This is a genomic window from Paenimyroides baculatum (assembly GCF_008629655.1).
Taxonomy (GTDB): domain Bacteria; phylum Bacteroidota; class Bacteroidia; order Flavobacteriales; family Flavobacteriaceae; genus Flavobacterium; species Flavobacterium baculatum.
This window is the reverse complement of the sequence record NZ_VWSG01000001.1, coordinates 393,360-408,002: the sequence shown is the minus strand read 5'-3', so window position 1 is coordinate 408,002 and position 14,643 is coordinate 393,360. Positions and strand designations below refer to the sequence as shown.

Here is a 14,643-nt window from a genome sequence, read left to right as displayed (position 1 = left end):
CAAATTCATAAAACAGCCTTTTTTATTTATGATTTAAGGTAAAATTAATCTACACGGACAAAATTTCCGTTGGCATCGAACTCTAAATCGATATCGGATGCTAAATCAATCTTTATTTTTTTATCTTCTTTATCTATTGCGGTTGCAAAGGTTGACGCGTAGTTCTTAGAAAGATATGTTTTAATATTGTCAGGTAAAATACCTTTTGGCAAACCTTTGGCATCTTTCCATTCGTGCCAAATACCGTTACTGTCAAAATCAATTTCGGCACCGTCGCTAAACTTCACTTCGTAACTTTTTCCAATAACCGGAATGGTTTTAACTTCGTACGACGCAATGTTGTCTTGGCTGTAATGACTGTTGATTGTTTCTAGCGCTTTAACCGGAAGATCGGTAAATTTAACACTGTTTTTTTGCACATCTTCAGCTACGTTTTGGTTGGTTATCGTGTCTGTATTTGATGTTGATGACGGAGTAACCGTAACTTCTTTTTTACATGAAACAAAAGTTAACCCGACTAAAGCTAATAATAATAGAAAATTCTTTTTCATAATATAAACTTTTAAAAATCAACTAAATGTACAAAAATTATTTGGTTTTGTATTTATCATTCAAACCTTTATTCTGTAAAATAAGTTCTTTTATTTTTTCTAAACGTGCCGTTTTTGTTTTTTCCTGCTTGGCTTCGTCAATATAAACCACGTATTCTTTCTGTTTTCCTTTGGTCAGTTTTTCAAAAGCATTTTTAACATCGATATTATTTTCTAAAAAATCCTTAAAAATTCCTTCGGGCTTCTTCTCTTCAAAAACATCGGCTTTTATTTCTTTACCATCTTTTATTGTTTGAATCGATTCGTTTATGTACGACAGAATCTTTTTCTCATCCATATCGTCAACATTGGTAAATCGCCACTGACGCATAGATTTTGTTTTTCCGTCTGATGCATTTACCAACACTTTTTCAGGATCTGACAAAAACACACCGTTGAAAAACCATAATGAGAAAAAATCTTTAAATCCGCCCCACGCTATTACATTTTTGTTGTTAAACGTGTAAACTTCCTTATCCCACTTAATGGCTTTATCTAAATTAGTTTTTACGATTAACTGCTGCATAAATTCTTCGGCATCTGTCCATTTATCGTTGTAGGCGTTCCAATTTGCAGCTTTTTTATCTTTCAATTTTGATACATTGTAAGCGATAATATTGGCAATTAATTTCTCGGGTAACAATTGATCCAACGGAAACTGAATGGCTCCTTTTGAAGTTTTGACTGACGTTAGCTGATCTTGAAACTCCTCAATAGCATCAGGCCCAGGATAAATCCCCAGATGATTTTTATACATGGCAAAATGAATCAAATTGCCGTTGTAATAAAAAGTAGGCATTCCGTAACTGATTTTTTCGGTAGTTTCTTTCGGTACATGTTTTTTAATGATGCTGTAAAGATCGGTCAACAACATTTTTTGACCATCCGAAAAACCTGAAATATATTCGGCTATGTTTGAAAAATTATTCATGATAATTTAACGCACTACGTAGTTTCCACATGATTTTTAAAGCTGTTTAGAATTGCCTGCCAGCCTTCTTTCTGCATTTCTTCCGGGTTTTGATTCTCCGCATCAAAGGTTTCGGTTACAACCACCTGATTGTTTTCTTCTTTAAAAGAAATTTCAACTGTTCTGCCGGCTTCCATATGATATTTTATCAACTTATGCGGAATAACCTCATCGTAAATTCCTTCAAAATCAAAAGAAAAACTACCGTCTTTAGCAGCCATTGTGCTCTTTAATTTCCCACCAACTTCCAGACTGTTCGATGCGTTTAAACAATGCCAATCCGGCGATGCCTGATTCCATTGTTCAATATCTTTCGGGTTGTTTAGTTTATCCCATACTTTTTCAATAGGTGCATTTACTGCGACCTCAACAGTTATTTTTTTCATCTTAATTTGCTTTTAACGAATTTAATAAATTTCTTAATTTAAAATGATTTTATATTGATTTTGGTAATCTTCTTTTTTGATAATTTTTAGAAAATTCAATTTTAAGATGCGTAACTTTAGGTTGCTAATAAAAAAATTAATAATGTTATGAATACAGTAAGAATATCACAATCGTTACAAAATGCACTAAATGAACAGGTTACTTTAGAGGCTTATTCGGCACAAATGTACTTAATGCTTGCCTGTTGGGCAGACGAAAACCAGTTAGACGGCGTTAAGGATTTTATGATGAAGCATTCGCAGGAAGAACGCGTGCACATGGCAAAAATTATTGAATACATTCAGGAACGCGGCGGAACCGTAGTTATTGATGCTATTAGAAAACCGGAACCTCAACCCAACAACGTTTTAGAGTGTTTTGAAAGTGTTTTAAAACAAGAAATTGAAAATACTACTGCAGTTTACAAACTGGTTAAAATGAGTATGGACGAAGAAGATTGGGCTACTTGGAACTTTATGCAGTGGCTGGTTGCCGAACAACGTGAAGAAGAAAAACTGGCTCTTGATTTATTGGATAAAGCCAAACTTGCCGGTGGAAACAACATGAGCGATACTGCTAAATTTGAATTGAACAAACTTATTGGAAATACCGGACAGGAATTTCCTATTGCTGATAATGTGAATCCTTTGGAGTAATTCAACAAGCATTAAATAATTAAAATTTCTATCGAAACTTTGTATCAAATATTGATATAATGATAAAAGTAGATTTTTACTACTCAGCTCGTCATTCCGTGCTTGACACGGAATCGCATTCATTAATTATGAGATGCTGAAACAAGTTCAGCATGACACTGATGAAGAGGACTGAAATTTGGTATAATCATTTTCCAGTAAGCAATTAAAAACAAAAAAGAACGTATTTGCATACGTTCTTTTTTTATAAACTTTATTCGGGTACAGCACGCCACTTTTTAATGACTGCCGTATATATAAACATAAACAGCAAACCTACTGCCAACAACAAATAACTGGTGTTCATATCCAAATATTCCAAAAGCGTAGTGCATGTTTTACTTGGGTAACTGCTATAATAATCTTTTGCGGTACGGCACGCATCATTTTGGTGCATGCTTATAATACCTAAAATCAACAGCACATACAACACAAAACCGTTAATGGTGATGTTCATAAAGATCGATGTAAACAGTTTGGAAGCTGATGTCATAAATAAAAACGGAATCAGAATAATTATTGAAGCGATGATAAACACCAAATAAGCTGCAAAATATTCTTCATCGCCACCCAAGCCCATGCTGTAAACCAAAACCATTAATCCAATAACCAAACTTAATACGCCTGTTGTAATTCCTGTAAAAATTACCGAACGCAGATTAGTTACCCTGAAACTAAAAATTAATGTCGAAAAGAAAAACGCAATCCATAGGTACACATGAATGTTTCGCGATACAAAATCTACATTTTTAATCAATTCTACGCTGCGCAGAAAATCGTTTAAATTTCTAACCTCATAATAGTTTTTTGTAAGATTTCTGTTGTAATAGTTATACAGTTTATCGTTACTTCCCGCTACTTGTGCAACTGCAACCGCCGCAGCTTCTACAGTTTCAACGACTGTTTGTTCATGCGAAGCTGTTGCCGCAGTCGCAACATCAGTCGTTAAGGTATCAATAGTTGCAGCAACAGAATCTATTGGATAGCTGTATGCCGTTTCATTTTCTGCAATGAAACTTTTAACTTCGAAAGTATCCGGATGATAAATCAATTTAAACCATTCGTCTGCATTTAAGTTGGTTCTGATCTGATATTGTTTGGAAACTTCTAAAAAGTCATTTAATATCTTTTTAATTTCGGCAGGATCTTTTCGATCTAAAATTTCCGAAAACTGTTTACTGAATTTATAATTCTTTGCGGCATTAGGATTCGTTCCATAAATAGCCGCTTCTTCTGGATACGACGATGCGTAACTGTAATTGTATCGATCATAGAAATCAACTTCGTCAAAATCTAATGTATAAAACACACGCGAGAAATTGTAGTAGCTTAAATTAGTAGTTTTAATATCAGCCGATAAATCAACCACCTCTTTTTTAAAGTAGTAAACACAAGTATCTTTAACAACTTCTTTGTAAGCCAAATCGGTTCCATTTTTATACTCGGCAGCCGGATATTTAAATTCTCCGTTATCATCGCGTTCCGTTATCGCAACTTTGTACAGACTGTAAAATTGGTACTTATTACCATTTGTTTCGAAATACTTTTTATTGTAATCGATCAAATCATCGCTGGTTTCGCAATACAAATCGTAAAAAGGCTTTGGATACGCTTTTTTATTTAGTGTATAATCTTGGTATTCTACCGATAAAAACGGATATGCCTTGTTAATAATATCGACATTTTTTACAAGCTGTTCATTTGGATATTCTATATTGATATACGCCCGCAAACCGAACATATACGAGAAATAAAATGATATGGACGCAAAAACAATGACCAGATAACACACAAACTGACCAAAAAGTTTAAGGTTACTTGTAGGGTAAAAGTTTTTAAAACCGTTGTTTTTAAACATGTAAACCAGCCAGCCTACCAACAAAAGCAAAGAAATAATTATGTGCACCATAATTAATCCGCTGTTGTAATAATCGTCTATCACACGGCTGTTTTGCAACGAAAGCGGACTGCTGTGGGAGACAAAACCTATAAAGTAAAAAAGGATATGCACCAGCAAATTTATAGCAAGCATCCACACAATGCGGGTATTCCATATTGTTGGATACCGCTGTATAAGGTAATTGTTTATTTTATTGATAAAATTCATAACAATGTTTTTTCTTAATTTACAAAAAATCTACGGGTTGATGCGGATATGTCACGGATATAAATCAGGTTAATATCGGCTAATCCCAATGCCACAATTACTTCGGAAAAACGAGTGGTTGTATTGAAATATACCGTGTAAATCCCACCATTAAACGTTAGTTTTTCTAATGCAAACGGAGCAAAAACTTCCAGTAATTTTTCACGACTTGCGTTACTGTCCATTTCTATAATCAACGGTTTTTCATCGTTAACAGCTTCGTTTGTACTTTCGTTATATTGTCCGTTTTTCAGAAAAATAACTTTGTCCGATATCTTTTCAACCTCATACAACTGTTGCGAACTTAAAATAAGCGCAATTGGGTTGTTAACCGAATTCGCTATCGCCTTTAAATCTTCCAGAATAATTTGTTGTGCCAACACATCCAGGTTTGCCAAAGGCTCGTCTAACAATAAAATTTCGGGTTTACGCAATAAGGTACGTGCCAGTTCAAATCGCATTTTGTAACCCGATGACAATTCGCTCCATTTTAAATGACGGTAATTCCACAATCCCAAACGGGCAACCATTAACAAAACTCGGGTTTCAATCTCATCGGGTTTTTCGTCGTAATTCGCCAGAACAAAACGTAAGTTATCCAGCAAACTGCCGTACCATTTATCGGTTCGTTGCGGAATGTAAATCAATTTGGTACGTAAATCGTAATCGCTTTGAATTTTGTTTATAAATTGGTAGTTAAGCGATCCTTGTGTTTGCGCGATTTCTTTAGCCAGAATACGCAGCAACGTAGTTTTTCCGTTACCGTTTTCGCCCACCAATCCAAAAACCTGACCTTTAGTCAACGTAAGCGAAATTGGTCCTAACGAAAATTTTTGCGATCCGTAACTTTTAGTAATCCCATCTGCCTTTAAAACAAATTCTTCGGCATTGTTTTCCGGTACATCAACTAAAGCTATTTTTTGTAGCAGTTCGTTTCCCTTTGCAATAAAAGCATCGGTTTGCTCGGGATTCTTTTCTTTCCAATCGGTCAGATCGATAGCTTCCCTGTAAATCTGCATGTTCTGAGTATCCATTGCACAGTCCAACAGCTTTCTAAAGCCCAGAAAAGTATCCTTATTATCAAAAAAGTGCACGGCTTCCTGTACACGCTGTTTATGTTTATTCATTCGCTTTTTTATTGTAAAAGTAAAAATATCTTTCACATGGCAAAGGAATTATCGTATGAATGTTTACATTTTTTAATCTTTTTTTGTAAGTTTAATTAAAAAATTGACGCTTTAAATGGCAAAGAAAATAAAGGCTATTAAGTGCCCGCAATGTGGCAGCACCAAACAAAAAAGAATTGACGAAGAGCATTTTGAATGTTTAAACTGTGGTTCGGGCTATCTTTTAGATACAGATGATATCACTATTAACCATAATTACAACTATAACACGCCCAACATATCGGCTGCACCTGTAAACAAAAAAGCGGTGGGCATTTTTATTGCAATTCTGTTTTTTGGATTTGTAGGATTGATGGTATCGGGCATGTTTTCTAAAAAAGATGCAGTTGCGACTGTGTTTACCAATAAAACAACATGGCAGAACCAAACGGTTTCGCAGGTTTTTACCGATAAAAACAATGTGTTAAAACTTTTTATTGTTGGAAATATCGGATCGAACACACGCGGTTATAATGATAAAGAAAACAAGAAACTGTATTGGTCGGTTTATAATGTATCGTCAGGAAAAACAGAACAATTGAATGTATTTACCGATATTTCTGAACAAATTTCTTTAGGCGATATTGCCTTAAAACCATTGAACGATGGCAGTATTTATTTCGTATTTAAGAAAATAAAGGCGTACAGATACGATATTTCAAAAAATTCGTTTGTTTACATGAATACCGATTTAGAAGAAACTATAGACAAGTTAAAAACCGGAATTGGCAGTATCGAAATAAACCAGAGTTATAATTCTTTGGATATTGTATCGAACACCGGGGCGAAAATCAGTTATTTTCCGTCAACAAAACTGCAAATGCAATATCCTGAGAAAGGAACTACAATGCCCAATGCAGTGTTACAGACAAAATATGCAGTATCAAATTCAAACCCAAATTATCTGATTCAATATAAAGCAATGCATCAATCGGGTTATCCGGCATTTACTAAACCTGTTTTCAATATTACATTTAACGAGAAAGAAGAACCGGTAAACGCTACTATTTCAAACCAAGACTCAGAGAAAGCAAACGTTAAAAGTCATTCTATAATTCCTACAAAAAACCGTATGCACAAGCTTATTGTTTTAGGGAACAACAGCGAAAATGTAGCCATTGCGTACAAGGAAAATATTAGTGAAGGCGAAAAGTACATCATTCAATTGTTAGATGCCAAAGGAACTGTAAAATGGAATTTAAAAACCAATTTAGGGTTAATTGATAACGCCAACAACGTGTTATCTGCAAAAAATGAGCTGTTTGTAACATCGAACAACACTTTTTATGTGATTGGCACCGACGTCAAAATAAGTAAAACGATTAATTTAGAAGAAATCACTTTAGAACCAAAAGAATAATATGGGTAATTTAAAAACAATTCAGTGTCCTAATTGCGGATCAAAAAAAGTAAAGTATTTAGACGATAATATGTTTGAGTGTTTAAACTGCCAAACATCATTCTATGTTGATACCAACCAAACTTCGGTAAATCACAAACACACCTACACGAACAGACCAACTGCTGCGCCGATAACTTTCAATCCAAAACGGGCGTTGTGGATTTTTCTGGGTATCATTGTTTTTGTATTTGCCTTGTTAATTCCGGTGCTTTTTTTTACAACCAACAACAGTTCTACATCGGGTTTCAGTACATCTGAAAATACCAAAGCAAAAGATTATACTTTTAATATTAGTAGTTCGGTTGCTTTTATCGATCAAAGTAAAAATCTGAAAATATTTATGACTGGCAGTATAAGATCGTCTGATTATAACAACAACAAGTACAAAGACAAGGTGTTTTGGGCGGTTTACGATGCCGTTAAAGGAGCATACGACCAAATTGAACCTTTAGAAGTTACAAGCACTACAGCAGCCAATTATTGGCACAGAACCGAATGCTTTAAGTTCGACGATGGAAACATTTACATTATTGTAGGCAACAACCTGCTGTACAAGTATGATGCCGTTACCAAAAGCATGCAATTTTTAAACAACGATGTTATTGCAAGCGTAAAAGAAATGCAAAGCGGTATTGCGAATATAGATGATGCAACACACAAATATTCAGCATTTAAACTAAAATCTAACAGTGGCAAAGAAATTACGTATTATCCAATTTCCAAAGTGTATTATACCGATAATTTTCGACAAACTGTTGAGCCACGATCATATCCTAACGAAAAGCCAACTACATTTTTCTTCCAAACAAATAATCAGCCTTCTTATTTGGTTCGATACAATGCTATGTACAGTTTGGGTTACCCGTTTTGTTTTGATCCGCACATAGAATCGGTGTTCGATGAAGATGAAAACTTTATAAGGGCATCGTTCAGTAATTATTGGGTTTCCGCTTCGCACTTGATTGATATGGAAGTGCTGAATACCGATAACAAGGTGTATGATATGACGGTGCTTGATTTCCGCGACGGTATTGTGGCATTGGGTGTAAAAACCACAAATGTTTCATCGGAAAAGTTTAAAATTCAATGGCAAGATTATAACGGAAAACTGTTGTGGTCTGCCCCAGCCGAAGTTTCACATTTATACGATTTCAGCGGTGCCATCAGCAAAACGAACGGATTGGTTTTTGGCAGCCGCGAAGATTATTTCGTGTATAACAATAAGGGGGAACTAGTAAAAAAATTAGTATTGGATGAATTATCGTTCGATTTAGATTAACCAATAAAAAAGAAAACTATGTTTAAGAAATTTTTTAGCAAACAACTGGCAAGCGTTATCGAGTGGAACAATCCCGATGTTAATACGCTGCTGTACAAATTTCCGTCTTCGCACAACGAAATTAAAGACGCCAGCAAGCTAATTGTTGCTCCGGGACAAGGGTGCGTTTTGGTTTACGAAGGACGCATTACCGATGTACTTACGCAACCCGATATTTACAATCTGGCTACAGACAATCATCCGTTTATCACATCGTTGCTTAAAATAAGACAGAATTTTGAGAGCGAACACAAACTAAAGATTTACTTTTTTAGAACAGCAGAAGTTGTGAATCAGTATTGGGGAACGGCTTCGCCTATAAAGTATGTAGATGCATCGTATAACCTACCGGTAGAATTAGGCTTAAACGGAAACTTCTCGTATAAAATAAGTCAGCCGCTGTTTTTGTTTACAGATATTATTGGTTCGCAAGATGTATTTACGGTAAATGCCATGAAACAGATTATTTTAGAACGAATCATTAACCAGCTTCGAAGTCTGTTTGCACAGAACAAATACGCTTACAACAGCATTGATGCCGAACTTACGAATATAGAAGACGAAGTAGTTTCGAGAATTTCGGCAGATTTTGAAAGTCTTGGACTGCAGATTACCGATTTCAACATTACAGGAACAATTTTCGATGAAGCTACTGTAGAACGAATCGGACGTATTGCCGATATTACTACCGATACAACGGCAGCCGCACAAGCAGGCTTGTCGTACACCGAAATGGAAAAACTGCGTGCCTTACGAGATGCTGCCCAAAACGAAGGCGGTTTAGCCGGAATGGGTGCGCAATTAGGCGTGGGTATGGAAATAGGCAAATTGTTTTCTACAGAAAAAGACAACTTCACACAAAAAATCAGTGAAGAAAACGGTGATAACTTTGAAAAACTGCAAAAACTGAAAGTTTTGGTCGATGAGCAGATTATCACACAAGAGGAATTCAACGAGCTTAAAAAACAAATCTTAAACAATTTAAAACTGTAGTCTTATGAAATATGTTGTAGCCTTTTTAATCACACTTTTAATACTAACAACCCTAACCTATTTTGTGTTGCAAACTTGGGATATTCAACTGTTCAGCGCACAATATCTAACCAAATCATACACAACTTTTGGCTTGCTTGCAGTAGGATCCTTTTTACTTACGGCTGTGATTACACTTTTTTTTGGCGGAAATCGCAATAAATTCGATAAAAGCGCACCCGGTGTGGCACAAAAAAGAATATAATATACCACGCAGTGAATCGTTTCGCTGCGTTTTTTTTAAGATTTCCTAAAACATCAAAAGTTGAAAACCTATGAAAACCGGTAACAAAACAAATAAGCAACTTTCGTTGGCGTTCTTTCTAAATCTGTTTTTTGCAGTTATAGAATTAGTGGGCGGTATCTTAACTAATTCAACCGCTATAATTGCCGATGCTTTTCACGATTTTATGGATGCCGTTGCTATTGGAATTGCTGTGTATATGGATAAATTCTCAAAGAAACCGGCATCATTAACGTTTACTTATGGATATCGTCGGTTTGCATTGTTATCGGCAATCATTATGTCGGCAATTTTATTGGTTGGTGCAGCGTTTATGCTATATAACGGCTTCATATTTATAAACAAACCCCGAGAAATAAACAGTTTGGGAATGCTTGGCTTGGCAGTTTTGGGTATTACTGTAAACGGTTTTGCTTTTTTAAGGATCAAAAAAGGGAACGAACACGAACATCACCACGCACATACATCGCACGATGCCAACAGCAAAGCCATTATGCTGCATTTGTTGGAAGATGTTTTGGGTTGGATCGCCGTTCTGCTGGGTGCCATTGTAATGTACTTTACCAATTGGTACTGGATTGACAGCGTTTTAACCATTGCCATTGCCCTGTTTATTGCATACAATGCCCTACGCAATTTATACGATACTTTTGCGGTGTTGCTACAGGCGGTTCCAAAAGAAATTGACTTGCAAAAACTAACAACCGAACTTTCTCAAATAAATCATATCACCAAAATTAACGACCTAAAAGTATGGTCTATGGACGGACAACAACACATAGCCACCTTAAAAATACAGGTAAACACAGCCAATGTAGAAGAACTCATCGTGCTGAATGAACAGTTGCACACCTTGCTAAATAATTATAAAGTAACAGATATTACCTTACAGATTGATAATGATATATGATCAATATAACGAACAAAAAAGCCTCTCAAAATTTGAGAGGCTTTTTAATATAATAATTAACTTTTACATATTTCTGCGGTATTGTCCGCCAACTTCAAACAAAGCAGAAGTTATCTGCCCTAATGAACACACTTTTGCAGCTTCCATTAATATTTCAAAAATATTTTGGTTATTAACTGCCGCTGTTTGTGCCAGTTCTAAAGCCTTCAAGGCTTTATCTTCGTTTTGTTTGTTTAAGCTCTCTTTTGTTTTAATCTGGAAAACTTTCTCTTCTTCGGTTGCACGAATTACTTCCGCAGGAACTACCGTTTTTGATCCCGATGAACTTAAAAACGTATTTACCCCGATGATCGGGAATTCACCATTGTGTTTCAATGTTTCGTAATACAATGATTCTTCCTGAATTTTAGAACGTTGATACATGGTTTCCATTGCACCTAACACACCGCCACGTTCTGTAATTCTATCGAATTCTGCCAAAACAGCTTCTTCAACCAAATCAGTCAATTCTTCAATAATGAACGATCCCTGTATCGGATTTTCGTTTTTCGCCAATCCTAATTCTTTATTAATAATCAGCTGAATTGCCATTGCTCTACGTACCGATTCTTCTGTCGGGGTTGTAATCGCTTCATCGTACGCATTGGTATGCAACGAGTTACAGTTGTCGTAAATTGCATACAACGCCTGTAAAGTCGTACGAATATCGTTAAAATCGATCTCTTGTGCGTGTAACGATCTACCCGATGTTTGAATATGGTATTTCAACATCTGTGCACGTTCGTTAGCTCCGTATTTCTGCTTTAAAGCTTTTGCCCAAATTCTACGTGCCACACGACCAATTACCGAATATTCCGGATCAATACCATTCGAGAAAAAGAACGATAAGTTTGGTCCGAACGCATTGATATCCATTCCTCTTGACAAATAGTATTCTACATAAGTGAAACCGTTTGCCAAGGTAAACGCCAGCTGTGTAACCGGATTTGCACCTGCTTCGGCAATGTGATATCCCGAAATAGATACCGAGTAAAAGTTACGAACGTTATTTTCAATGAAATATTCTTGTACGTCGCCCATTAAACGCAACGCAAATTCGGTAGAGAAAATACAGGTATTTTGTGCCTGATCTTCTTTTAAAATATCTGCCTGAACCGTACCACGGACCTGTGCCAACGTGTTCTTTTTAATTTCAGCATATACATCTGCCGGTAAAACCTGATCGCCCGATACTCCTAAAAGCATCAAACCTAAACCATCGTTTCCTTCAGGTAAATCGCCGTTGTAACGTGGACGTTCTAAACCGTTGTCTTCGTAAATTGCTTTTATTTTTGCTTCAACTTCTGCTTCCAGATCATTTTCTTTAATGTACTTTTCACAGTTTTGATCGATTGCCGCATTCATAAAAAATCCTAACAACATAGGTGCTGGTCCGTTAATGGTCATAGAAACCGATGTTGCTGCATGCGATAAATCAAACCCTGAATAAAGTTTTTTAGCATCATCTAAACAACAGATCGAAACTCCGGCATTACCAATTTTTCCGTAAATATCAGGTCTGTAACCCGGATCATTTCCGTATAAAGTAACCGAGTCAAAAGCTGTTGACAAACGTTTTGCCGGCATTCCTTTTGATACATAATGGAAACGACGGTTTGTACGTTCCGGTCCACCCTCACCTGCAAACATACGTGTTGGATCTTCGCCTTCACGTTTAAAAGGATACAAGCCCGATGTAAAAGGGAATTGTCCCGGAACATTTTCCTGTAAAACCCAACGCAAAACATCGCCCCAAGCTTCGTACTTTGGCAAAGCAATTTTAGGAATCTGTAAATGCGATAACGATTCGGTATGTGTTTGAATTTTGATTTCTTTGTCGCGAACTTTAAACGAATAAACCGGATTTTTATACTTGTTCACTTTTTCGTCCCAAGTGGTGATTACTTCCCAGTTATAGGGATCTAAATTGCGTTTTAACTTATCGAATTCTGCTAATAAAAGCTTTGATAATTCTTCGTTTTGTGTTCCGGTAACTTCAATTCCATGCTGCGTTAAAACAGGTAATTTACCCGAAACAGTTTCAATGGTTTTAAAGATTCCGTATAATTTTTGAGCAACATCTTTTTGCGAAATTGCTTTATTATCGTACCCTCTGTTATTTTCAGCGATTTCAGACAAATAGCGAATACGAGATGGCGGAATAACATAGATTTTCTCTGACATCTCTTTTGTAATTTCAAAAGTAGATTCTAAAGCCGCTCCTGTTTTTTCTACCACTTTATCAATAATCGCCTTATAAAGCTGATTTGTTCCCGGATCGTTAAACTGCGAAGCAATTGTTCCGAAAACCGGCATTTCGTCTGGGTTTACATCCCATAAATTATGATTGCGCTGGTATTGTTTTTTTACATCGCGCACAGCATCTAAAGCTCCGCGTTTATCGAATTTGTTGATTGCTACGATATCGGCAAAATCTAACATATCGATTTTTTCCAACTGCGTAGCTGCACCAAATTCAGGAGTCATGATATATAACGAAGCATCTGAATGATCTAAAATCTCGGTATCAGACTGACCGATACCCGATGTTTCCAAAATGATCAAATCGTATTGTGACGCTTTTAAAACCTGAAGCGCTTCCTCCACATATTTCGACAACGCCAAGTTTGACTGACGTGTAGCCAGCGAACGCATATAAACACGCGGGTTGTTGATGGAATTCATACGGATACGATCACCCAACAAAGCACCACCTGTTTTCTTTTTAGATGGATCTACCGAAACCAACGCAATTGTCTTCTCCGGAAAATCGATCAAAAATCTACGTACTATTTCATCAACCATAGAAGATTTACCTGCTCCACCTGTTCCAGTAATTCCTAAAACGGGCGCCGATTGATTTTCAACTTTATCAAAATCGAACACTTTTAAAAAGTCTTCTTCGCGGTTTTCTGCCAATGAAATTAATCGAGAAATAGTGGTAATATCTTTGTCTTTCAACGACTGATAAATATCTTTTCCGTCAGGAATTTCTAAAGCTCCTGTTGGAAAATCGGCTTTCTGCACCATATCGTTAATCATTCCTTGTAAGCCCAATTCGCGACCATCATCTGGAGAATAAATACGCGTGATACCGTAATCCATTAATTCCTTGATTTCTGTAGGAAGAATTACGCCGCCGCCGCCGCCAACTATTTTAATATGACCTGCTCCTTTTTCCTGAAGCAAATCGTACATATATTTAAAATATTCATTGTGACCACCTTGATACGATGTCATTGCAATGGCATTTGCATCTTCTTGAATTGCGGTATTAACCACATCTTCAACCGATTTATCATGACCTAAATGAATTACTTCACAACCGGTTGACTGTATAATTCGGCGCATAATATTGATTGCAGCATCGTGTCCATCAAACAAAGCAGCAGCTGTAACGATACGAACTTTGTTGTTTGGAGTGTATATTTTTTGTTCCATTTTGTTTTTATTTCGACTTCGCAAGATACATCTTTTACAGATTATATAAAACAGCTTTTTTAATTAATATGGTCTTAAAATTTAATATTTAAAACGTAAAAAGAGGAAGCGATTGCTTCCTCTTTTTATTGGTTATTATTTAACAGGTGGTTATCGTTTTAATGAGAAGTGACCTGTTAATTCTTTGTTTAATCCTGTTTTTGGATCTATATACTCTGCCTTGAACCAGTAGTCGGTTGATGGTAATGGTTGGCCGTTGAAGGT

General features: G+C 36.1%; 12 protein-coding genes. 6 read left to right on the top strand and 6 right to left on the bottom strand.

What is annotated here, in order from left to right:
- Window positions 1-44: 44 nt before the first annotated feature.
- From F0460_RS02000 to F0460_RS01985, 3 genes are read right to left on the bottom strand one after another with little or no spacing between them, the layout of a single operon-like run.
- Entirely contained in the window at window positions 45-551 is a 507-nt protein-coding gene (locus F0460_RS02000; RefSeq protein ID WP_150009738.1) for a PepSY-like domain-containing protein, read from the bottom strand.
- Window positions 552-588: 37 nt separating this feature from the next.
- On the bottom strand, window positions 589-1,521 hold the full coding sequence (locus tag F0460_RS16275; protein WP_223810745.1) for a DUF1801 domain-containing protein: 933 nt from the start codon (window positions 1,519-1,521) through the stop codon (window positions 589-591).
- A gap of 14 nt (window positions 1,522-1,535) precedes the next feature.
- Window positions 1,536-1,946 (bottom strand): SRPBCC family protein, encoded by a 411-nt coding sequence (locus tag F0460_RS01985; RefSeq protein ID WP_150009736.1) that lies wholly within the window; start codon window positions 1,944-1,946, stop codon window positions 1,536-1,538.
- A gap of 147 nt (window positions 1,947-2,093) precedes the next feature.
- Between F0460_RS01985 and F0460_RS01980 the strand changes: the two genes are divergently transcribed.
- Window positions 2,094-2,642: a ferritin gene (locus F0460_RS01980; protein WP_150009734.1), complete on the top strand. Its 549-nt coding sequence runs from the start codon at window positions 2,094-2,096 to the stop codon at window positions 2,640-2,642.
- Window positions 2,643-2,895: 253 nt separating this feature from the next.
- Here F0460_RS01980 and F0460_RS01975 read toward each other — a convergent pair whose 3' ends face one another.
- Together F0460_RS01975 and F0460_RS01970 are read right to left on the bottom strand one after the other, a co-directional pair.
- Window positions 2,896-4,788: a hypothetical protein gene (locus F0460_RS01975; protein ID WP_150009732.1), complete on the bottom strand. Its 1,893-nt coding sequence runs from the start codon at window positions 4,786-4,788 to the stop codon at window positions 2,896-2,898.
- A gap of 14 nt (window positions 4,789-4,802) precedes the next feature.
- Window positions 4,803-5,954, bottom strand: a complete 1,152-nt coding sequence (locus tag F0460_RS01970; RefSeq protein ID WP_150009730.1) for an ABC transporter ATP-binding protein — start codon at window positions 5,952-5,954, stop codon at window positions 4,803-4,805.
- A gap of 115 nt (window positions 5,955-6,069) precedes the next feature.
- Between F0460_RS01970 and F0460_RS01965 the strand changes: the two genes are divergently transcribed.
- The 5 genes from F0460_RS01965 (at window position 6,070) to F0460_RS01945 (ending at window position 10,899) form a co-directional block, all read left to right on the top strand.
- A complete protein-coding gene (locus F0460_RS01965; protein WP_150009728.1) occupies window positions 6,070-7,353 on the top strand; it encodes a hypothetical protein in 1,284 nt (427 codons plus the stop codon).
- A gap of 1 nt (window position 7,354) precedes the next feature.
- Entirely contained in the window at window positions 7,355-8,674 is a 1,320-nt protein-coding gene (locus F0460_RS01960; RefSeq protein ID WP_150009726.1) for a hypothetical protein, read from the top strand.
- An 18-nt stretch (window positions 8,675-8,692) separates the two neighbouring features.
- Complete coding sequence (locus F0460_RS01955; protein ID WP_150009724.1) at window positions 8,693-9,706, top strand: SPFH domain-containing protein; 1,014 nt, start codon at window positions 8,693-8,695, stop codon at window positions 9,704-9,706.
- A 4-nt stretch (window positions 9,707-9,710) separates the two neighbouring features.
- A complete protein-coding gene (locus F0460_RS01950; RefSeq protein ID WP_150009722.1) occupies window positions 9,711-9,950 on the top strand; it encodes a hypothetical protein in 240 nt (79 codons plus the stop codon).
- Between the two features lie 70 nt (window positions 9,951-10,020).
- On the top strand, window positions 10,021-10,899 hold the full coding sequence (locus tag F0460_RS01945; protein WP_150009720.1) for a cation diffusion facilitator family transporter: 879 nt from the start codon (window positions 10,021-10,023) through the stop codon (window positions 10,897-10,899).
- 63 nt (window positions 10,900-10,962) lie between these two features.
- Here F0460_RS01945 and F0460_RS01940 read toward each other — a convergent pair whose 3' ends face one another.
- The gene (locus tag F0460_RS01940) at window positions 10,963-14,379 is read right to left on the bottom strand and encodes a methylmalonyl-CoA mutase family protein (RefSeq protein WP_150009718.1); all 3,417 of its coding nucleotides are present in this window, start codon (window positions 14,377-14,379) and stop codon (window positions 10,963-10,965) included.
- Between the last annotated feature and the right edge of the window lie 264 nt (window positions 14,380-14,643).

Coding starts and splice junctions, on each gene's coding strand:
- F0460_RS01975 (WP_150009732.1), bottom strand. CDS start 4,788: ATGAATTTTATCAATAAAATAAACAATTACCTTATACAGCGGTATCCA.
- F0460_RS01940 (WP_150009718.1), bottom strand. CDS start 14,379: ATGGAACAAAAAATATACACTCCAAACAACAAAGTTCGTATCGTTACA.
- F0460_RS01965 (WP_150009728.1), top strand. CDS start 6,070: ATGGCAAAGAAAATAAAGGCTATTAAGTGCCCGCAATGTGGCAGCACC.
- F0460_RS01970 (WP_150009730.1), bottom strand. CDS start 5,954: ATGAATAAACATAAACAGCGTGTACAGGAAGCCGTGCACTTTTTTGAT.
- F0460_RS01980 (WP_150009734.1), top strand. CDS start 2,094: ATGAATACAGTAAGAATATCACAATCGTTACAAAATGCACTAAATGAA.
- F0460_RS01955 (WP_150009724.1), top strand. CDS start 8,693: ATGTTTAAGAAATTTTTTAGCAAACAACTGGCAAGCGTTATCGAGTGG.
- F0460_RS01985 (WP_150009736.1), bottom strand. CDS start 1,946: ATGAAAAAAATAACTGTTGAGGTCGCAGTAAATGCACCTATTGAAAAA.
- F0460_RS01950 (WP_150009722.1), top strand. CDS start 9,711: ATGAAATATGTTGTAGCCTTTTTAATCACACTTTTAATACTAACAACC.
- F0460_RS02000 (WP_150009738.1), bottom strand. CDS start 551: ATGAAAAAGAATTTTCTATTATTATTAGCTTTAGTCGGGTTAACTTTT.
- F0460_RS01960 (WP_150009726.1), top strand. CDS start 7,355: ATGGGTAATTTAAAAACAATTCAGTGTCCTAATTGCGGATCAAAAAAA.
- F0460_RS16275 (WP_223810745.1), bottom strand. CDS start 1,521: ATGAATAATTTTTCAAACATAGCCGAATATATTTCAGGTTTTTCGGAT.
- F0460_RS01945 (WP_150009720.1), top strand. CDS start 10,021: ATGAAAACCGGTAACAAAACAAATAAGCAACTTTCGTTGGCGTTCTTT.